This window comes from Pseudomonas sp. Hp2 (assembly GCF_006386585.1).
Classification (GTDB): domain Bacteria; phylum Pseudomonadota; class Gammaproteobacteria; order Xanthomonadales; family Xanthomonadaceae; genus Pseudomonas_S; species Pseudomonas_S boreopolis.
The window spans coordinates 1143628-1164553 of the sequence record NZ_VAHJ01000001.1; the positions used below are offsets into that span (position 1 = coordinate 1143628).

The 20926-nt window shown below is 70.9% G+C and carries 14 protein-coding genes; 4 read left to right on the forward strand and 10 right to left on the reverse strand.

Features of this window, described 5'->3' with window-relative positions; translation table 11 throughout:
- Positions 1-4 precede the first annotated feature (4 nt).
- The 10 genes from bcsC to FD678_RS04795 form a co-directional block, all read right to left on the reverse strand.
- Complete coding sequence (gene bcsC, locus FD678_RS04750; protein WP_140719785.1) at positions 5-3583, reverse strand: cellulose synthase complex outer membrane protein BcsC; 3579 nt, start codon at positions 3581-3583, stop codon at positions 5-7.
- On the reverse strand, positions 3580-5949 hold the full coding sequence (gene bcsB / locus FD678_RS04755; protein ID WP_256661857.1) for a cellulose biosynthesis cyclic di-GMP-binding regulatory protein BcsB: 2370 nt from the start codon (positions 5947-5949) through the stop codon (positions 3580-3582). Before bcsB ends, bcsC begins: the two co-directional genes overlap by 4 nt.
- Positions 5946-8561 carry a UDP-forming cellulose synthase catalytic subunit gene (bcsA, locus tag FD678_RS04760; protein ID WP_140719787.1) on the reverse strand — a complete coding sequence of 872 codons (2616 nt, stop codon included), beginning with the start codon at positions 8559-8561 and terminating at the stop codon, positions 5946-5948. The genes bcsB and bcsA overlap by 4 nt, the downstream gene beginning before the upstream one ends.
- Positions 8561-9313, reverse strand: coding sequence for a cellulose biosynthesis protein BcsQ (bcsQ, locus tag FD678_RS04765; RefSeq protein WP_140719789.1), 753 nt, complete (start codon positions 9311-9313; stop codon positions 8561-8563). The genes bcsA and bcsQ overlap by 1 nt, the downstream gene beginning before the upstream one ends.
- On the reverse strand, positions 9310-9582 hold the full coding sequence (gene bcsR, locus FD678_RS04770; protein WP_140719791.1) for a cellulose biosynthesis protein BcsR: 273 nt from the start codon (positions 9580-9582) through the stop codon (positions 9310-9312). Before bcsR ends, bcsQ begins: the two co-directional genes overlap by 4 nt.
- Entirely contained in the window at positions 9582-11201 is a 1620-nt protein-coding gene (gene bcsG / locus FD678_RS04775; RefSeq protein WP_218569494.1) for a cellulose biosynthesis protein BcsG, read from the reverse strand. The genes bcsR and bcsG overlap by 1 nt, the downstream gene beginning before the upstream one ends.
- On the reverse strand, positions 11198-11389 hold the full coding sequence (gene bcsF, locus FD678_RS04780; protein ID WP_140719793.1) for a cellulose biosynthesis protein BcsF: 192 nt from the start codon (positions 11387-11389) through the stop codon (positions 11198-11200). Before bcsF ends, bcsG begins: the two co-directional genes overlap by 4 nt.
- Entirely contained in the window at positions 11386-12906 is a 1521-nt protein-coding gene (gene bcsE / locus FD678_RS04785) for a cellulose biosynthesis protein BcsE (RefSeq protein ID WP_140719795.1), read from the reverse strand. The genes bcsF and bcsE overlap by 4 nt, the downstream gene beginning before the upstream one ends.
- A 157-nt stretch (positions 12907-13063) precedes the next feature.
- Positions 13064-14248: a nicotinate phosphoribosyltransferase gene (gene pncB, locus FD678_RS04790; protein WP_140719990.1), complete on the reverse strand. Its 1185-nt coding sequence runs from the start codon at positions 14246-14248 to the stop codon at positions 13064-13066.
- 27 nt (positions 14249-14275) lie between these two features.
- Positions 14276-15115 carry a glycosyltransferase family 2 protein gene (locus FD678_RS04795; RefSeq protein ID WP_140719797.1) on the reverse strand — a complete coding sequence of 280 codons (840 nt, stop codon included), beginning with the start codon at positions 15113-15115 and terminating at the stop codon, positions 14276-14278.
- A gap of 416 nt (positions 15116-15531) precedes the next feature.
- Here FD678_RS04795 and FD678_RS04800 point away from each other — a divergent pair, with 416 nt between their 5' ends.
- The 4 genes from FD678_RS04800 (at position 15532) to FD678_RS04815 (ending at position 20816) form a co-directional block, all read left to right on the forward strand.
- The gene (locus tag FD678_RS04800) at positions 15532-16452 is read left to right on the forward strand and encodes an ABC transporter substrate-binding protein (protein ID WP_140719799.1); all 921 of its coding nucleotides are present in this window, start codon (positions 15532-15534) and stop codon (positions 16450-16452) included.
- Complete coding sequence (locus FD678_RS04805; RefSeq protein ID WP_140719801.1) at positions 16449-17597, forward strand: phosphotransferase enzyme family protein; 1149 nt, start codon at positions 16449-16451, stop codon at positions 17595-17597. Before FD678_RS04800 ends, FD678_RS04805 begins: the two co-directional genes overlap by 4 nt.
- Entirely contained in the window at positions 17594-18565 is a 972-nt protein-coding gene (locus FD678_RS04810; protein WP_140719803.1) for a sulfurtransferase, read from the forward strand. Before FD678_RS04805 ends, FD678_RS04810 begins: the two co-directional genes overlap by 4 nt.
- A gap of 76 nt (positions 18566-18641) precedes the next feature.
- Entirely contained in the window at positions 18642-20816 is a 2175-nt protein-coding gene (locus FD678_RS04815; RefSeq protein ID WP_140719805.1) for a TonB-dependent siderophore receptor, read from the forward strand.
- Positions 20817-20926: the final 110 nt, after the last annotated feature.

The following is a 20926-nucleotide window of genomic DNA, read 5'->3' on the forward strand; positions in this document are numbered from 1 at the left end:
CGGTTCAGCGGAACTCGCCGTACGGCTCCAGCGGCGATACGGGGAGCGGGAGGTTGCCCTGCCAGGGTTGCAGCGCATAGCGCAGATAGACCTGGAACGTGTTCGGCGAGAAATCGCGGCTGCGTTGCAGGGTCCCGGCGGCACCGAGCACGAAGTGGTCGCCCAGCCGGCGCTCGACCGCGGCATATACGCGATATCCGGTACCGCTGCTGTGGCCGTCGCTCGTATACAGGCTCGCCTCGTCCAGCGCGACGGGACCGTACTGCGCAGCCAGGCCATCCAACACGCGCCCGATCGATGCCTGGTCGGGGAACCGGCTGACGCGGTCGGTGCGGGCGCTGGATACGCCAAGCGAAGCGTCCACGCGCACCGACCAGTCCGCGTTGCGCCAGGCGAAACCCACCGGCAGGCTCAGCGACGCGTAGCGCTGCGGACTGTAGTAGCCGCCCTGCCCCAGCGAATAGCCGCCCAGGTCGTGCCGGTACTGCCAGTACATCGCGGTGGCGCCCACGTCCAGGCGCAGGTCGGGGCGCTGGATCAGCTTGTGGTACCAGCCGGCCATGGCGCGGGCCCGGTCGTTGCCGGCCACGTTGCGGCCGGTCAGCCGATGCCAGCTCCAGTTCGACCAGACGCCGTTGCGTCCTCCCTGGTCGTAGCCGAGGCTGAAGGTCGCACCGTTGGCGGTAACCCCGCCCCACGCGATGCCGCTGCGCGGATCGATCGCACCGGCCTGCGACAGCAGCGAATTGGTCATGGGCCGCCGCGACAGCGTCGCTCCCCAACCGAGCACGCCCCAGTCGCCGCTGAGCGTCACCCCGCCCAGCCAATTGCCCACCGCGTAGCCCGAGGGCGTATGGCCGACGTCGATTTCCAGGCGTTCGTCCAGGGTACGCCAGCCCACGGCCCAGCCCACGCCGGAGTCCAGCCGCTGGTGCACGTGCGTGGCGCAGCCCGGCGCGCGCTGGCGGCTGCCGTCGGCCAGCACCAGGTCGAGGTCGCAGGTACCGAAATCGTCTTCGTAGGCTCCTGCGGCGTCGGTGCGAAAGCGCCCCGTGTCCATGTGGACCTGCTCCAGGCGCGCCCACCCCAGCCCTCCGGCGAACGGGGCGTCCAGGTGAGCGATGCGGGTATCGCGCGACAGCCTGGAGATGCCCGGCGTCCCGTCGTTGCGCCGGTCGGACGCCTGCATGACGGTGAGGGTCGGATTCTGCTGCCGGTACAGGGTTTCGACATCGCTGCGCAGGCTGCGCCGCAGCCAGTCGTCGCCCCCGGCCTCGCGGCTGGCCCTGGTCAGCGCGCGATCGTCGCGCGGCCGCACCTGCGACGGATCGAGCAGGCCGTTCTCCTGCATCGCATGCGCGTACAGATCGAGCGCCTGCTGCGGATCCTCCTTCCGGACCAGCCTGGCGGCATCGCGCCAGGCCTGGGGATCGGGGCCGTTCTTGCGGGCCAGCAGGTCGCGCAGGATCGCCAGCGCCTTGGCATCCTCGCGCAGGTCGGTCCAGATCGCCGCCAGCTGGCGTTGTTGCCCGAAGTCGTCGCTGGCGACGGCCGGGGGCGCGCTGGCCATCTGCCGGCGGACCCACTCGGTCTCGCCCAGCCCCAGCCAGCTCCGCAGGCGGCCGAGCTGGGCGTCGACGTTGTCCGGCTGTTCGGCCAGCACCTGCTCGTAGGCCTGCACGGCCTGGGCGTGGTCGCCGCGCAACCGGGCCCAGTCGGCGAGTATGAGCGTGTACTCCGCACGGTGCGGCTGCGCGCGCAGCAGCGCGACGGCCTCGGGCTCGCGTCCTTGCGCGCGCAGCTCCCAGGCGCGGTCGACGACCTGCTGGCGCTGCAGGCGATCGGACAGGGCCAGCATGTCCGCGTCCCAGGACTCGCGCGGCACCTGGCCGAGGGCCTGCAGCGCCTGCGGCAGGCGATCGGACGAAGCGAGGTAGAGGGCTTGCGCATAGCGCGGCACGGGCAGGTTCCCGGCATGCTCGAGCATGTCCTGGATCACCGCGTCGGCTTCGCCGGTGCGCCCGGCGGCACGCAACTCGTTGGCCAACGCATAGGCCAGCCAGGGATCGGCGGGCAGCTCCCGGCGCAGTCGTTCCCCGAGCGCCAGCGCGCCGGCGGCGTCCCCGCGCGCCAGCGCCTGCGCACGTTGTTCGCGCAACCGCGACAGCTGCAGCCGGTGCAACTCCTCGGCATACGGCAAGCGCTGCGCCGCGGGCAGCGTCGCGGCGAACGCCTCGAGCCGGTCGGGAGCGGTCCGGCCGTACAGCTGCACCAGCTTGCGAATCACGTTGGCGTCGTTCGGCGCGATCCGCCGCGCCGCCTGCAGCTGCCGTTCGGCGGCGGCATCGTCGCCGCGCGCGACCGCCACGTCCGCCAGGCCGATCATGGCGTTGACCTCGCGCGGACGCTGCCGCCGGGCCTGGGCGTAGAGCGCCTCCGCCGCGTCCGGATCGCCGCCCTCCAGGGCCGCGTCGGCCCGCTCCAGCAGCAGCCAGTAGCGCGTGCTCGCGGCCAGGTCGTACCACTTGTCGTTGCCGCTGCCGTCGGGCAATGCACGCTGCGCACGCTGGAAATAGTCCAGTGCCTGTTCGCGGCGGCCCTGGCGCATCAGCGCCAGCCCCATTCCGCCGAGGAAATCCGGTTCCCGCGGGTAGCCGCGGAGCGCCTGCGCGAAGGCCTGCTCGGCCTCGGCGTTGCGGCCGGCGTCCAGCAGTTGCAGGCCGCGCTGGCCCGCCCGCCAGTTCGGGTCGCGGACCAGGCGGGATTGTTCCTGGTAGCGCTTGCGCGCGTCCTCGATCTGCGCCCAGCCCGGATAGCGGGCGATGAAGGCCTGCAGGCGGCGCACGGTGCGGTCGTTGGCCGGCTGGTCGGACAGGTAGTCCCATTCGCTTTGCGCGGCGAGCGCGAGCGTTTCCGGATTGCGGCCCATGCGCTGCAGGGCGGCCAATGCCTCTTCGTCCCGGCCAGCGGCGAACAGGAAGCGCGACAGCGCCTGCAGCAGCGCGGGATTGCCGGGATAGGCGCGGTCCAGCGCCGCCAGGCGCTCGATCGCCAGGGCGCGGCCGGACCGCTCGTCGCCGCGCAGGCGCCAGTACTCGATGCCCAACTGCAGGCCGGGAGGATCGTCGTCGAACAGGCGCCGGTAGATCGCAAGCGCTTCGGCCGTGCGACCGCCGGTGGCGTACAGGCGAGCCTGCTGCAGTTCCTGCTGCTGGTCGCCGCGGTAGGCGCGCCACAAGCGCTCGGCCGCGGCCAGCTCGCGCGTCCCGGCCCCGGCCTCGCGCAACCGTTGCAGCGTCGCCGCCGCGTCGTCCAGCTTCTGCCGCGACAGCTGCACTTCCAGGATCGCCACCATCGTCGCGCGGTCGTCGGGGGCCAGCAGCCGCAGCCGCGCCAGCGCATCCTCGATGAGTTCCTGCCGGCCGGTGGCCTCGCCGATGCGCACCTGCTGCAGCAGCCATTGGCGCTGCTCCGGCACCGTGCCGGCCGGCACGGCCGGCAGCGCCTGCGCGCAAACGCCTCCGGCGAGGCCGGCCAGGGCCACGCCGCCGAAGGCGAACATCGAGCGAGCCCGGGAGATCATCCGCGATCCGGATCCAGGCGGCGCTGCGAGACCCAGCGCAGCGCGCGCCAGAGCAGGAACGCCACCATCAGCACCACGAGCACGGCGAGCGCGGCGAGCAGCGCGGGATGGTCGGCCAGGTGGTACCAGAGCAGCAGCCACCACGGCAGCGATCCGACGAAGTAATGCTCGCCGACGAACTGGCTGCTGATGCCGGAGCTGCGCAGGATCGCGACCGATCCGGCGATGGCCTGGCGCTTGCCGATGTCGGCGAGCGCCTCGTCGAGCAGCGCGTAGTCGGCGTCGTGGGTCGCCGCCAGCGAGACGATGCTGCGCTGCGCGTGCCGGGGCGATTGCAGGCCGATGATCGCCGCGAACGGGGCATCGGCGCTCATCGCCACGCGGTTGATCGCCGCGTCGGACTGCGGGTTGCCCTGGCGCGCGGCCTCGACGGCGGCCTTGGGATCCGCGGTGCGGCCGCTGAGCAGGACGGTGCGCTGGTTCTCGATCAGCAACGAAAGCTTGTCGCTGCCGCGCAGCTCGTCGGGCAGCGCCCCCAGCACCAGCAAGTCGGCGTCCAGCGCGCTGGCTTGCTTCCAGTCGTCGCTCACCCGCAGGCCATAGGCCGGGTAGCCGCTCTGCACGCCCAGGCCGCCGATCAGGTCGAGCAGCAGGCCCACCTGTGCCGCACTGGCCTTGGGCGGCATCAGCACGACGGTTTCGGAAAGGTCGGCCATGCGGGTGAACGGGAAACCGCTCAGCGCGAACGCGGACAGGTCCGGCAGGCCCATGTAGTGGTGGAAACCGGAGAAGTCGATGGTCGAATCTTCCTCGATCGCCGCCTGCAGGTTTGGAGGCAGCACGGTCTGGCAATGGTCGCGCTGCGCGCTGCCCATCACGCTGGCGAAATTGAAATCGAAGCGGAGCTGGTTGCGGTCGCCGAGCTTGAGCGCCGGGATCAGCAGCTTGCCGTCGCCGCTGCCGGCGTCGGAGCTGAGCACCGGCAGCCTGATTTCGTCCATGCCTTGCTTGCCGGACCGGCGGATCAACGGGAAGCTCGAGATGAACTGGTCGTTGATGCTGATGCTCAGGCGCGATTCGTCGCTGCTGAACGGCGGCGTATAGCGGTAGCGCAAGCTCAGCGGGATGCCCTGGTTGCGCCAGATGAACAGGTCCGGCGGCAGGTTGAGGTTGACGGTGATCGGCTGCGGCGAAACGCCCGAGGCGCGCAACTGCTGCGGATAGTCCAGCAGTTCGGCCAGGCGCACCGGACGGTCGGTGCGGACCCAGTTGGGCGCGTCGTAAGGCTTGCGCGGCGCCAGTTCCTTGACCCCGTCGATGCTCACGCGGGTACCGCGGAAGAGCGCGTTGCCGGATGCCATGGCCGCCACCGCCGTCTGCAGGTCTTCGTCGTTGCGGCCGAGGACCAGCAACAGCTTGCGCTGCGGATCCTGCGGCAGCGACGCGAGCTCCACCACCGGCCCCTGGACGGGAGCGTGGCCGGCGATGAACGCCGGGAACCTGCCGTTGACCGCGAACACGACCGCATGCCCGGCGTCGGGAAGCCGGTCGTAGCTGACCGGGAAGCGGGCCTGGCGCCACCAGCCCGCCATCGCCCCGAAGTAGGACGCCATCACGGCGGCGGCGCGCTGCTGCGCCAGCGACGGCGTGCCGGCGAACACCACCGGCAGTTCCAGGCGCGCCGTGTCGCGCGGATCGAAGAACGGCAGCGGGAAATTGGCCAGGTCGTCCTGCATGACCAGCGGCTGCCCGCCCAGGCGCAGCGTGCTGGCGCTGGACACGTTGACCCACAGCGAGCTGTGGGTGGGCTCCTCGCAGATGTCGGTGTAATGGCCGACGAACTCCAGGCGCACCTGGTTGAAATCGGCGATCAGGCGCGCGTCCAGCGGCACGTTGGCCTGCACCGGCCGGCCGAGCTGGTCGCCGGCGATCGGCACCACGTCCATCAGCGCGTCGTTGAGGTAGACCCGCAGGTGCGACAGCGTGGGCAGCAACGCCGGCGACGGCGTGAAGCTCAACTGCAGCTCGGCCTGCCGCACCAGTCGATCGCGCCGCACCTGGAACTCGTAGGTGGCGGTGGTGCGCACGCCGGAAAGCATCACGTCCTGCCTGCGGCCGAGATCGGCGAAGCTGCTGCTCCGTTGCCAGGGCCATTGGCCGCCGGTCCACACGCTCGCTCCGGCCGGTGCGCCGGCCGGGGAAGCGTCCGCGCCGCCCGCCGGCGCGGGCGGCGCTTGTGTCGAGTCCGGCAAGGATGCGGCCGCCGGCATGGGCGGAACGACGATGCGTGCCGCGCCGCTGCCTTGCGCGGCGGGCAGTGCGAGCAACGGCAGCATCAGCCAACGGAGGTAGGAATGGGTGCTCATGGGCGGAACCTGGCATCGGCTGCATCAGCCGGAACGAAGGGAATCGGTCGTTGTGGCGCGAAGCTGGCCAACCAGCGCAGCGCGCGCCGGCTCCAGTGCATGGGGCGGTCGAGGTCGAACGGCGCGAAATCGCCCACGCGGCGATAGCCGCGCCAACCCAGCGCCATCACCGCCCATAGGCTGCGCGGCAGGCTCATCGGCTCGTAGCCCACGTGCCAGTCAAGCCACGCGTCGGCGCGGGCGAACGTGCACTGCGCGAATTCCACGCGCTGTTGCTCGCCGGCGAAGTCCAGCAGCACGCCCAGCCGGGAGCCCACGCAGCGCTGGACGATTCCGCGGAAGGCGAACTCGCGGCGGCCGCGCGCGAGCAACAGCACGACCGGCGTCCCGTCCGCCAGCTGCGGCGCCTGCGCGAGTTCGATGCCCACGCCGTCACTGGAGTAGTCGTGCAGCGTGCCGCGCAGGGCGCGGCCGTCGGGCAGCTGCACCGCCACCGGCAAGCGCGTGCTGACGCGGTGCGTCTTGCGCACCTGCTGGACCTCGGCCGCCACCGCCAGCGCGCCGCCGACGATGAGCAGGTTGTAGAGCACCCACAGCGAACTGACGATCACCGTGCCGCGCTCGTCGGCCGGCCCGTGCGCGAAGCGCCACACCGCGAAGCAGAGCCCGAGCACGTTCAGCACTGCCAGCACGAAGTAGGGCCGCGCCACTTTCCAGTCGAAGCGGTCCGCCGCCTGCATGCCGCCCTTGTCGGTGACGTTGAAGCGGCCGCGCCCCGGGCTGAACAACGCCACCGTGGTCGGCCGGGCGATGTACCACGCCAGCACCGTCTCGTAGACCTCGCCCCAGAACGGGCGGCGGTACTGGCCCTGGATGCGCGAGTTGGCGAGGCTCGCATGCGCCATGTGCGGCAGCACGAACAGCAGGATCGCCAGGGCCGGCGCGTAGATGATGTAGGCGTGCAGCAGCAGGAAGGCGAGCGGCGCCGTGAGGAACACCAGCCGGGGGATGCCCGCCAGGAAGTGCAGCATCGCGTTGGCGTAGCAGAATCGCTGGAAGATCGTCAGCCCCTTGCCGAGCAGCGGGTTGTCGACCCGGAAGATCTGCACCATGCCGCGGGCCCAGCGGATGCGCTGGTTCACGTGCGCCCCGAGGCTGTCGGTGGCCAGGCCCGCCGCCTGCGGGATGCGCAGGTAGGCGGAGTTCCAGCCGTTGCGGTGCAGGCGCAGCGCCGTGTGCGCGTCCTCGGTCACGGTCTCGGTGGCGAACCCGCCGATCTGGTCGATGGCCTCGCGCCGGATCACGGCGCAGGAACCGCAGAAGAACGAGGCGTTCCAGAGATCGTTGCCGTCCTGCACCAGGCCATAGAACAGCTCGCCCTCGTTCGGATCCCGGCGGAACACCCGCAGGTTGCGCTCGAACGGGTCGGGCGAGAAGAAGTGGTGCGGCGTCTGCACCAGCGCGAGGCGCCGGTCGCGCAGGAACCAGCCGGCCGTGATCTGCAGGAACGAACGCACCGGCAAGTGGTCGCAGTCGAAGATCGCCACCAGTTCGCCGTCGATCCTGGTCAGCGCATGGTTGAGGTTGCCGGCCTTGGCGTGGCGGTTGTCGCTGCGGGCGATGTAGTTGATGCCGACGCGTTCGGCGAATTCCCGGAACGCCGGCCTGCGGCCGTCGTCCAGCAGGTGAATGCGCAGTTTCTCCTGGGGCCAGTCCAGGCCCAGGGCGGCGTACACCGTGTGCCGCACCAACGACAGGTCTTCGTTGTAGGTGGGGATCAGCACGTCCACCGTGGGCCACTGCGAGATGTCCGCGGGCAAGGGAGCCGGCTTGCGGTTCAGCGGCCAGGCCACCTGCACGTACCCGAGCATCAGCACCAGCCAGGAATAGGTCTCCGCGGCCAGCAGCACGAGCCCGCACACCAGGTCGAAGGTACTGTTCCAGTTCAGCGTCGCGGTATAGCGCCACCACAGGTAGCGGCACGAAACCGTCACCGACAGCACCACCAGCATCAAGGTGGCGTAGCGGCCGGGCATGCGCCTTACCAGCAGGGCGATGGCCCACAGCAGCGCGACGAAGACGAACTGGGCGAGATAGTTGAACGGTTGGGTCACGCACAGCGCGGCCAGCGCCAACGTCGACACGCCGGCCGCGAGCGTGCCCCACCGCCGCGTCCGCGGCGCCAGCGACCCCGACCAGGCCAGGGCGCGTTGCCAGAGGGCGCTGTTCCATATCCTGGACGGCGCGCCCTGGAGCAGGCCGAAGTAGCGCGCCCGGCCTCGCCCGGCCACGCCCCGCATCGTCGCCAGGTTCCGGCGGCCGGCCCGCGCGAGCCGATGGCGGCGTTCCGACGTCTTCGGCGCCCCGCGCACCAGCGCCACCCAGACGGCCTGGATCAGAAGCCGCAACGGATCGCCGATGCGCCAGCGCCGGCGCGACTGCAGTTGCGGGAACGCTTGGCGCACGTTTGCCGCGATGCCCTGCCAGGCCGGGCCTTCGAGCCGCAACAGCGCCCAGGCGACCAGTTGCGCCAGCCAGATCCAGTACAGGGTGATCCGGCGGGCCTGCAGCTTGCGCCGCAACTGCGGCCAGCTCAGGTAGTACAGGCGCATCACCCGTTCCTCCCCGGCGCCAGGCGCGCCGCCTGCGCCAGGCACCATACCGCCAGGCTGGCGATGTCGGCGGCGGCCAGGGAATCGGGCGCATGCAGGCCCAGCGGCGCCTTGCCGGCCAGGGCCTCCGGCACGCACGCGTCCTCGTGGATCGGCTGCGGGACCATCAGGCCCGCGTACTGGCGCAACCACAGCTGCATGAGGTCGCGCTGGACGATCGTGGCGGGATCGTAGCGATTGACCAGCAGCAAGCGCTTGTCGATGTCGCGCCGCCGATGCAGCAGCACGTGGCTGCCCGGGTCCACCGTGGTCAGCCGCAACGGCAGCGCGCACCCCGCGTGTTCGATCGCCGCCGCATGCGCCGGCCACCGCTGCGGCAGGTCGAAAAGGATCCAGTCGAACTGCGCTTCGATCGCCGCCAGGCGATCGGCCCAGCGTCCGGGCCGCGCGGTGAGGTCGCGCTCGACCTGCTCCGCTTCCCCGTCTTCCAGCAGGCCATACGGCAGCAGGGCCAGGCCGTCGTCGATGGCGAACGCGGCGTCCCGCCAGTCGCCGCCGTCCAGATCGGCACGCGCCCAGCCCCGTCCTTCCGATACCGGCAGGTTCATGTACAGGCCCAGCAGGTTGTCCGGGCTGGCGTCGACCACCAGCACGCGCTGGCGCTGTGCATGCAATGCCAGGGCCAGCCCGGCCAGTACCGCGGTGACGCCCACGCCGCCACGCACGCCCTGCAGCGACAGCGTCGTGCTCATCGGCCGGCACCGCCTTCGTCGAGGGCGGAGAGTTCCGCCAGCAGCGGCCAGCGCGCGAGCGCCTGGGCGCATTCGCGCCGCGCGGAGAAGTCGACGTAGGGCAGGTCCTGGATGTCCAGCCGGCGTCGCAGATAGCCGACGTCGTCCTCTCCCATCGGAAGCTGGAGCGCGGCCTGGGCCCCGGCGCCGGCCGGGAAAGCGGCTGGCATGGACGGGTGCGGGACGGCACCGTTCGGCCCGGCGGCGCCGGGCAGTGGCTTCTCGGCCATCAGCGGCCCTCCTCCGGATAAGGCGTCCAGCCCGGGCTGCCTTTCAACTGCAGGTAGGGCTTGCCGTCGTAGTCGATCACCGTGGCGCCCTCGTTTTCCGATACCGACGGGGTCACCGGCAATCCCGTCAGCAGGGCATCCCAGTCGCGCGCGTCGGGCGGGGTCTGGGCGTTGAGCGCATAGACCCGCGACACCAGTTCGGAGATCGCCAGGTAGCTGCTCGGCTCGATGACGTGGCGCGGCCCGCCGCTGGCGGGAATGCCCATGCCGATCAGCTTGACTCCCACCGGCACGTGGGTGATGGAAGGACTCGGGATCTCGCGCATGCCGGGGATCTGCATGCGGTCCCCGTGCAATGCCGCGCCGTGCTCGGGCACGACCACGACCATCGCCCGGCGCCCGCTCTGCTCCAGGGCCTGGACGAACCCCGCCATGTCGTTGAGCACCATGTCGGCGCGCGCCTTGTAATCGGCGCTCGCCGCCCGCCCGTTGGCCGCGACGATGCGGTTGCCGTCGTGCAGCGAGATGGTGTTGTAGAACAAGGCGACCTGGCTGGCCGGCTCGGCCAGGCGGCGCTTCCACCAGCTCAGCAGCACGTCCGCATCGCGCCGCAACGGCGAGTTGTCGAATGCGACGAGCGCGCGCGGCAACCCGTCGACGTCCATCGGTTTGGCCTGCAGGCCGCCGTAGGTGCCGAGCTCGCCGATGAAGTCGTCGAAGTGCCCGTCGTGGTTCATCGCCAGCTCGTTCTGGAACCCGAGCCGCTGCAGGTTGGAGAACAGCTGGCAATCGGCCGGCACCGGATCGAACAGGCGGGTATGCGAGGTTTGCCCGCAGCTTGCGCGCAGCAAACGGATCGCGGCCGGGCCGCTGTAGGCGGTGGCGGAATTGAAGTTGTCGAACACCACGTCCATGCGGTCCAGCAGGTTGTTCTTGCGCAGGCCGACCTCGTCGAGGTCGCTCCAGGCCAGCGAGCAGATGTTGAGGACGATGACGTCGAACGGCGCCCCGCTCCCCTGTGCCGGGAACTGCGTCTTCAGCGTGGCCTGCTGCTGGTAGAAGCTCGCCAGGTAGGCATCGAGCGCCTCGGTGGTCGCCGGCGCGCCCTTCCGCCCGGCCGTGGCCGAGCCGCCGGCCACGCTCGCCGCCGGGGCCTCGCGCCAATCGGCCGGCAACGGTATCGCCAGCGCCGCCATGCAGAGCATGCCGGCCACGCTCAGCGTGGTCATGCGCACCCAGGGCTTGAGCAGCCAGTAGGCGCCGGCCATGACGGCGAGCGCCGACACCATCGGCCAGTTGATGAAGCGCTGCAGCAGCTCCCACAGGTAGGCACCCGAAAAATCGAGCACGCCCGGTTGCGCCAGCAGCCGCTGGAACGGCGGCCACCAGGTGTCCTGGTAGTACAGCGCCACCGCGAACGGCAGCGCGACCAGGGTGCGCGCGATGCGCGCCCAGCGCCACGGCAGCGGCACCAGCAAGCCGGCGAGCAGCAGCAGGTTCGGCAGCACCTGCAGGTTCAACGCGCCCATCCAGGCCAGCACGACCTTGGACATGAAGTACAGGTTCCACCCCTTCAGGTCGGCCCAGGCGTACGGCGAGGTAGCCATCGAACGGTTCATGCCCGGTCCTCCGCCCGGCGGGCGCCATCCTGGCGCCGGCGTTCGCCTATCCGCCTGAAGTACCGGGGCGGGAGCCAAAGCGCCAGCCGCGCGCGCAACGCGCGCCAGATCGCTCCCAGCATCGCGCCCAAGGGAATCATCAAAAGCGCGCAAGCCGCGATCAGTCCCCACACCTGCTGGTCGTTCATTCACGCCCTCCGAGGCGCAGCGGCCGCGGCTGCAGGAACGGCCTGGCCGCGGGCGGGAATTCCGGCTCCGCCGCCGGCAGCGGCCGGGCCGTCTCCGGATCGGCATCGATGGCATTCATCGTCGCCACGTCGTACTCGGCCAGGCGCTGGTAACCATCGAACATCTCCCGCCACGGCAAGCGGAACAGATTCTCCAGCGCACGCTCGACGCCATCGCTCCGGCACGCGAACAGGAACAGCCACACCTGCCGGCCATGGATGCAGGCGAGGTCGCCGCGCCGCCGGATCCGCAACTGCTGCAGCACCTGTTCCGGGCGCAGGCCGGCGACCGGCTGCAGCGCCAGTACCGCGCTCTCGACCATGCCGTCTTCCTGGGCGAACAGGTCGCCGACGATCTGGCGGAACCGCAGCGCGTCGACCACGCCTTCCACGTCCGGCGGCCGGTGCGCGCGGACCAGGCGTTCCGGGTCCTCCGGCAGCTGCCCGTACCAGCGCTGCCCCTGGATGGTCTCCAACAAGGTCAGGAAACGCGGCAACGGGATATTGGCCGGCACGATCAGGCTGGCTCCGCATTGGAGCAGCAGGCGTTCGTCGGCATAGCGCAGGCAGGGCGCCATCTCCCTCACGACCAGCTTCAGGCCGTTGCCGCGCTCGCTGCGGAGCCGGTAGAGCAGATGCGCCAGCGCGTCCACCTGGGCGTTTTCCTCGATCGCGAACACCACGCTGGCGGCCTGTGCCTGCAGCGCGGGCACGACCAGGGTGGACCAGCTTTCGTACAGCCGCCATGCGGGCGAGAACGGCGGCGCGCCCTCCAGCGCCCGGGCCTGTGCCAGGTGCAGGAAGCGGTCCCCGCCCTCCCGCACCACCGGCGCCGGCTCGTCCGCGGCGGCGATCAGGCCCAATGACCGGCCCGCGCGCTCCACCTGGAACTCGCGATGGGCCACGACGCCCGACTGGTTGGCCCAGAAATGGACCAGGTACTGCAGCGCCCCGCGATGCGGGTGCAGCTGGGCCACGCCCGAACAGCTGCGATGCAACGGGAGCAGGCGCGGAGCGAGCGCGGCCACTTCGCCGTGACACAGCAGCAACACGGTGTAGCGGCCAGCCCGGGCCCATTGCTGCAGTCGCCCGCACCACTGCGCCAGCCGCGCGTCGTCGAACGCCTCCAGGGCGGTCGCCGGGCACTGCACGATGCACAACGCACCGATCCGGCCTGCCGCACCGGCCATCTCGTCCGCCAAGCGCGGGAGGGCCCGGCGCACCCTGCCGGCGGGACATTGGTAGAGGCGAACGCGCGCCGGCCCTTCCTCGGCAGGCAGCAGCTCCAGCGACGGTGCCGGCGAACGGCCGAGTCCAGCCAGGACCGCCAGGCCGGCCGTCCCGGATCGCGCCAGCACGCCGGCCGCCAGCAGATCGGCATGGTCGGCGCCGGCGCAGGCCACCCAGTAGAGGCCTCCTGCCTGGAGGCCGGTGAACTCCGCTGGCATGCCCGTGATGTCGAGCGAAATCGACTGCAAGTCCAGTCCTCTCGGCTACGTAGTCGGTTCGTATCCAGAAGGAACGGCTTTGCGCCGTCTCGAAATACGCCCGCCCCAGATCAGTCAATTATATGACCATCGTCACATTTTTTTCAGCCAAGACCGTTAAGGTGAACGCGTTCATGAAACAAGTACATCAGGAAGCAGACGCCTGCGGCACGTCGAACACCTGCCTCAGGTAGGCCAGGTAACCCGGATCGTCGCACATGCTCTTGCCCGGCGAATCGCTGAGCTTGGCAACCGGCTGGCCGTTGCAGCGGGTCATCTTGAGCACGATGTTCAGCGGCGTCGGGCCCAGGTCGTTGGTCAGGTGGGTGCCCACGCCGAAGGACAGGCGGCAGCGGCCCTTGAAGTGGTCGTACAGGCGCTTGACCTTGGGGATGTCGAGGCCGTCGCTGAACACCAGCACCTTGGTGCGCGGATCGACGCGGTGCTGCTGCAGGTGCGCGATGATCCGCTCGCCCCACTCGAACGGATCTCCCGAGTCGTGGCGCATGCCGTCGAACAGCTTGCAGAAGTACATGTCGAAGTCGCGCAGGAACGCATCCAGGCCGACCACGTCCGACAGCGCGATGCCGAGGTCGCCGCGGTACTCGCGCGCCCACGACTCCAGCGCCGCCACCTGGGAGTCGCGCAGGCGCGGCCCCAGGGCCTGGAACGCCTGCAGGTACTCGTGCGCCATCGTGCCCAGCGGCGTGTAGCCGTACAGCTTGGCGAAATGGACGTTGCTGGTGCCGACGAAGTGCGCGCCCAGGCCCTCGGCCAGCAGCGGCAGCATGTCCCCGTGCCATTGCCGCGAGTAGCGCCGGCGGGTGCCGTAGTCGGCGATCAGGCAGCCCTCGTAGCCGGGCGCGTCGCGCAGCAGGTCGATCTTGGCCTGCAGGCGGCGCCGGCCCTCGGCGAAATCCGCCTCGCTGGTGTTGCGGAACCAGATCTCGTTGATGATCGCCAATAGCGGCACCTCGAACAGGATCGTGTGCAGCCACGGGCCGCGGATCACCAGTTCGATCTCGCCCGGCGCCTTGTCCGAGGCGCGCAGTTGCACGTACTTGCGGTCCAGGTGGAACAGCCCGAGGAAATCGACGAAATCCGGCTTCACGAAGCGCAGCCGCCGCAGGTAATCGAGTTCGTCGGTGCGGAAGCGCAGCGAGCACAGGGCGTCGATCTGCTCGGAGATCTCGTCCAGGTAGCGCGCCAGGTCGATGCCGGGCGTGCGGCAGCGGAAGCGGTATTCGACCTGCGCGGCGGGGTGCTGGTGCAGCACCGCCTGCATCATCGTGAACTTGTACAGGTCGGTGTCGAGCAGCGAGGTGATGATCATGCCGGCATTATGCAGCGCCACGGCGGATCACCGCTGGCGCAGCAGGCGCGGCACCTGAACCAGCGCGTGCGCCCAGATCGCCAGCCACACGCCCACCCGCACCGCCAGGCCGCGCGAGGGCGCCTCGAACTTGCGGAAGTAGCGCCACAGGCCGCGGTGCTTGTGCCATTCCACGAAGAACGGCCGCGACCGGCTGGAGACGCCGCGCAGGTGCAGCACCTTGAGGTCGTTGGCCACCGCCACCGTCGCGCCGGCCTGCCGGGCGCGGCGGCACAGGTCCAGGTCCTCGGCGTGCAGGCGGTAGCCTGCGTCCCAGCGCCCGATCCGCTCGAACAGCGCGCGCGGCATCAGCATCAGCGCCCCGGAGATCGCCGGCACCGGCTGCAGCGTCCGGGACGGATCGGCCGGCACCGCCAGCTGCGCGCCGCGCCGCGGCGAGCGCAGCATCGCGGCGAAGTCCGGGTCGCGCCGGCGCACCGCGCCGTCCGGCCGGCCGTGCTCGTCCACCTGCTCCACGCCCAGCAGGGCCTCGCCGATGCCCGTGGCGCGCTCGCGCAGACGCGCCAGCGTGTCCGGCTCCACCATCAGGTCGGGATTGATGAACACCAGCCACGGGGCGGTCGAGTCCACCGCGCCCTGGTTGCAGGCGGTGGCGAAGCCGGGATTGTCGGGATTGGCGATGAAATGCACGCGCGCGTCCTGCAGCGCGTGCCGCTGCACGATGTCGAGCGTGTCGTCGGTGGAACGGTTGTCGACCACGCGGATTTCCGCCACGTCGCGGGCCGCGCGCAGGCGGCGCAGGCATTCGTCGATGGTGCTGCCGCTTTCGTAGGTGACGACCACCGCGGCTATCTGTCCTTGGCTCATCGGCCGATTATCGGTGCGGCGGCGCGCCACAAGAACCCCGTGGCGACCGGGCCACTGCGTCCCACGACGGATCCCCGCGCCCCATGGCGCCGCGCCCGCATCGTCTCCATAATGCTCGGTCCGCGAGGGGCGGCCGCGTTTCGGCCATCCTTCGCGCCCCGGGCGCAGAGGTCGCGCCCGGCCCACGACTTCCGACGTTCGAGATGACGGCCAGCGCCCTCCGTGGTTGCATGCTGCCGCCCCAATCCAGACGCCGTCGCCGGCTTGCCGGTGGCCGCGCGTATCGACGGCCCGGCGGCGCCGTCGCCCATTCAGCCGATATATCGATCGGATGTAACGATAGGACCCGGTGTCATTGGTCTAGACCAGATGCCGACGGGAGCATGCGGTTCCCTCCCCTGCCCGCCGCTCCCGCCATGCGCCGACTGCGCGTCATGCTCGAATACTTCCATCCCTGGCCGAACTCCGCCGGCTTCTACCTGGCGCGCGAACGCGGCTGGTACGCCGAACGCGGCCTGGAACCGGTGTTGCAGACCCCCGATTCCTGGCACGGCGACGGCCTCGACCACCTGCTGCGCGGCGATTGCGATTTCGCGGTGTTCCCGAGCAACCGCCTGCTGGTGCGGCGCGCCGCCGGCGAGCCGCTGCGCGCGATCGCCGCGATCAACCAGTGCGGGCTGGAAACGATCCAGACCCTGGCCGGCACCGGCATCGCGCGGCCGCGGGACCTGGCCGGGCGCCGGCTGGCGATGAACCCGACGCCGCGCGGGCGGGCGATGGTGCGCCACCTGGTCGCGGCCGACGGCGGCGATCCGGACGCCGTGGTCATCGTCGACGCCGGTGCCCGCGAGCTGCGCCCGGAGGACCTGGCCGCCGGCATCGCCGATGCCAGCTTCGGCGGCTACTGGGCCTGGGAGGCGCTGATGGACAGCCGCGTCGAACCGGCCCGGCGGGTGGCCTGGCGGGTCGATGCGCTCGGCGCGCCGGCGTACCACAGCTACCTGCTCGGCGCGCACGAGCGCACGCTGGAACGGCACCCTGCGCGGGTGCGCGATTTCCTGGCGGCGACTGCACGCGGCTTCCTCGCCGCGGCGGCCGAGCCGCTGGCCGCGCTCGACGCCTACGAACGCGCCACGCCGTACTTCCCGCGCGACCTGCTGGCCGCCTCGCTGCAGGCGATCGCGCCGACCTGGCTGCACGACGCGCGCTGGGGACGGATGCGCCGTCCGCTGCTGCAGGGCTACGCGCACTGGCTGGCGCAGCACGGCGTGCTGGCCGACGCCGATGCCTGGCGCGAGGCGGCCGACGGGCGCTTCCTCGCGGAGATCGCCGCATGAGCGCGCGCCACCAGATGCATGGCGTGGGCGTCGACCAGGTCGATGCCGACTGGCCGGCCCTGCGTGCCGACGAAGTGGCGTCGCTGCTGCGCCGCTTCGAAGCGGCGGGCAACCTGCGTGGACTGCGCTGGCACAGCCCGCGCCCGTTCTCGGCGGCGGCCGAGGTCGATACGGATGCCGGCACGCTGTTCGTCAAGCGCCACCATCGATCGGTGCGCGACGCGCGGGCCTTGGGCGAGGAGCATCGCTTCATAGGGCACCTGCGCGCGCACGGCGTGCCGGTACCGCAGCTGCTGCGCGCGCACGATGGCGCCAGCGCGGTGGAGCTCGGCGACTGGACCTACGAGGTGCAGCGCGCGGCCGAGGGCGAAGACCTGTATCGCCAGGCCACCTCCTGGACGCCCTTCGCGAACGACGAGCATGCGCACGCCGCCGGCTACGCGCTGGCGCAACTGCATCGCGCCGCGGCCGGCTACGCCGCCGCGCCGCGCGGCACCTCGCTGCTGGTCGCCAACTTCCGCCTGTTCGGCCAGGCCGATCCCCTGCAGGCGCTGGAACGCGACCTGCCGCATCGCCCCGCGCTGGCCGGATGGCTGCAGCGGCGCGATTGGCGGGGCGACCTGCAGGCACGCCTGCTGCCCTGGCATGCGCGGGCCGAAGCGCTGCGTAAGCCGCAACCGGCGCTGTGGACGCACGGCGACTGGCATGCTTCCAACCTGCTGTGGCGCACGACCGGCACCGGGACCGAGGTCAGCGCGGTGTTCGACTTCGGCCTGTCCGACCGTACCTTCGCGCTGTTCGACCTCGCCACCGCGATCGAGCGCAACCTGATCCCGTGGCTGGACCTGGATGGCGGCGGCCGCGCGGTCGCCGAGCTCGACCAGCTCGATGCGCTGCTGTTCGGCTACGCCAGCGTGTTGCCGCTGGACGCTGCGCAGCTGCGCCTGCTGGCCGCGCTGCTGCCGCTGGTGCACGCGGACTTCGCGCTCAGCGAAGTCGAGTACTTCGCCGGCGTCACCGGTTCGGACGAACATGCCGGCGTCGCCTACGACCGCTACCTGCTCGGCCATGCCGACTGGTTCGGCAGCGGGGAAGGCCAGCGCCTGCTGCGGCACCTGCAGCGGCGTGCGGAGGCGATGCCGTGAGCGCGCAGGTTTCGCCGCTGATCGACGCCGCCACGCTGGCCGCGCGCCTGGGCGAGCCGCGGTTGCGCGTGCTCGACGCCAGCGTCGAACTGCCGGCGGCCCGCTTCGACGGCGACTACCGCCCGGCCAGCGGCCTGGCAGGATGGCGCGCCGCGCACATCCCGGGTTCGCGCCATGCGGACCTGCTGGAAGCGCTCGCCGACAAACGCGCCGGCTTCGGCTTCGCCCTGCCGGATTGGCCGGTGCTGGCGACCGCCCTGCAACGGCTGGGCATCGGCGACGACAGCGCGGTGGTGGTGTACGACCGCAGCGACGGTTTCTGGGCCGCGCGCCTGTGGTGGATGCTGCGCAGCCTCGGTCTCCACGCGCGCGTGCTCGACGGCGGCTGGCAGGCATGGCGCGCTGCCGGATGGCCGGAGGAAAGCGGCGACGCGGCCGATATCGAGCCCGGCACGATCACGCTCCGGCCGCGTCCCGAACTCTGGGCGGACCGCCGCCACGTCGAGGCGGTCGTGGCCGGTCGCGCACCAGGCACCCTGGTGTGCGCGCTCCCGGCGCCGTTGTTCGCCGGCAGCGCGCCGACCCGTTATGCACGGCGCGGGCACATCCCGGGCAGCCTCAACCTGCCGGCCCGCGACCTGTTCGGCGCGGATGGCCGGTACCTGCCCGTGCACCGCCTGGAACAACTGCTGGCACCGCTGCGCGCAAGCGCGCGACCGCTGCTGCCGTACTGCGGCGGCGGCATCAGCGCCGCGGCCCAGGCACTGGCGCTCACGCTCGTCGGCGAAACCGACATCGCCCTCTACGACGGCTCGCTGCAGGAATGGGCGGCCGATCCCTCGCTGCCGCTGGTGGTGGACGAGGCACCGAGCCGCGCCGCCGCGCCGGGCGTACCCACCGATGAGGGCTGCCCTGTGGGAGGGGTTTCAACCCCGACAGGCTCTACCGACAAAGCCCGTCGGGGTTGAAACCCCTCCCACAAGAAATCCACGCCACCCAACTCCCTGCTCTCTTCTTTTCGACTTAAACCGCCCGAGGTTCCCCATGCCCCACTCCCTTCCCCTTGCGCCGCTGACGCTCGCACTCGCACTGGCGGTCGCCGCTCCGCTGCCGGCACGCGCCGCCGAGGATGCCGCCGACGAAACCCCACGGAATCCGGTGCAACTGGATGCGGTCAACGTCCAGGGCGAACGCCCGCGCGACCGCTCCAGCCTCGGCGGTTACGGGGACGCCGCGCTGCTGGACACGCCGGCCTCGATCGGCGTGATCGACCGCACGCAGCTGTCCGACCGCCAGGTGCGCCTGCTGAGCGAAGCCCTGCGCGCCGACGCTTCGGTGGGCGAGAGCTATGCGCCGATCGGCTACTACGAGAACTTCGTGGTGCGCGGCTACTCGCTCAACGCCGCCAACAGCTACCGCATCAACGGGCTGACCGCGGTCGGCGAGCAGAACGTGGCGCTGGAGAACAAGGAACAGGTGCAGGTGCTCAAGGGCCTGTCCGGGCTGCAGTCGGGCATCAACGAGCCGGCCGGCCTGATCGACTACGTCACCAAGCGCCCGCAGCGTGTGCGCACGCTGCTGGTCGGCACCGACGACGAGGGCGGGCGCTACTACGCCGCCGACCTGGGCGACTGGTTCGGCGCCGACAAGCAGTTCGGCGTGCGCGTCAACGCCGCGCACGAGGACATGCGCAGCTACGTCGACCATGCCGACGGCCATCGCAACTTCGTCTCGCTGGCGGCCGACTGGAAGATCGACCCGCGCTCGCTGCTGCAGCTGGACGTGGAATACCAGGACAAGTCGCAGCGCTCGGTGCCCGGCTACCAGTTGCTCGGCGGCACCACCGTGCCGAGCGGGGTGTCGGTGCACCGGCTGCTCGCCTACCAGCCGTGGTCCAAGCCGGTCGGGATCGAGTCGCTCAACGGCCAGTTGCGTTACCAGTACCGCTTCGACGACGCGTGGAGCGCGCAGCTGGCCGCCGCGCACAGCCGCGTGGTGATCGACGATTACTCCGCCTTCCCGTGGGCCTGCTACGGCGTGGCCAGTTGCGCCGACGATCCCCTGCCCAACCATTTCGGCAGCGACGGCAGCTACGACATCTACGACTACCGCAGCCCGGGCGACACCCGCCGCAACGACCAGGTGCAGGCCACCGTCGCCGGCACCTTCGCCACCGGCCCGCTGCAACACCAGCTCAGCGTCGGGCTGGACTGGCTGCACCGCACCATCGAGCGCACCGGTTCGATCAACGAATGGGTCGGCACGGGCGACATCCATGCCGATCCGCAGGTGTTCGCGCAGGCCGACGCCACGCTGGATCCCAAGCGACGGCGCTTCGACAGCACCCAGCGCGCGCTGGTCGCCAGCGACCGCATCGGCTTCGGCGAGGCCTGGCAGCTGCTGCTGGGCGCGCGCCAGGTCCGCTACGACGAACGCGTATGGGACCGCGACGGGATCTTGACCCGGCGTACCCGCAAGTCCGAACTGCTGCCGCAGGCGGCGCTGCTGTTCAAGCCATGGGAGGACCTGTCGCTGTACGCCAGCTTCGCCAAGGGCCTGTCGCCGGGCGGCACCGCGTCGTGGTTCGCGAGCAACGCCGACGAGGTGTTCGCGCCGACCGCCTCCTACCAGCGCGAGGCCGGCGTGAAGTACCAGCTCGGCGGCCTCGCGCTGGGCGCGGTCTTGTTCGACATCCGCCAGGCCTACCAGTACGCGCAGCCGCAGGCCGACGGTTCGTTCCTGTACGTGCAGCAAGGACGCCTGCACAACCGCGGCATCGAGCTGTCGGCCGACGGCACCATCGCCGGGCGCCTGCACCTGCAGGCCAGCGCCGCCGGCATCCGCGCCCGCGCCGAGGACACCGGCACGCCCGCCTACGAAGGCCACCAGTCGCTCAACGTGCCCAAGGTGCGTGCCAGCGTGCAGGCCGCCTGGGACGTGCCCGGCGCGGAAGGGCTGGCGCTGCTGGGCGGTGCGCAGTACAGCGGCAGCAAGTATGCCGACCGCCTGGGAACCGTGGAGGTCGGCGGCTACACCGTGTACAACCTCGGCGCGCGCTATGCCACGCGCCTGGGCACGGTGCCGACCACGCTGCGGCTCAACGTGGACAACGTGACCGACAAGCGCTACTGGCGCGACGTCGGCGAGTACCTCGGCGACGATTACCTGTTCCTGGGCGCGCCGCGGACGGCACGCTTTACGGCGCAGTTTGATTTCTGAAGAGCCGGGACTGGGGATTCGGGATTCGGGATTAGGGATTAGGGATCAAAGGCATCCTTGATCCCGATGCTCGGACCGGAAAATGCCGCGAAGCTGGCTCTTGCGAATCC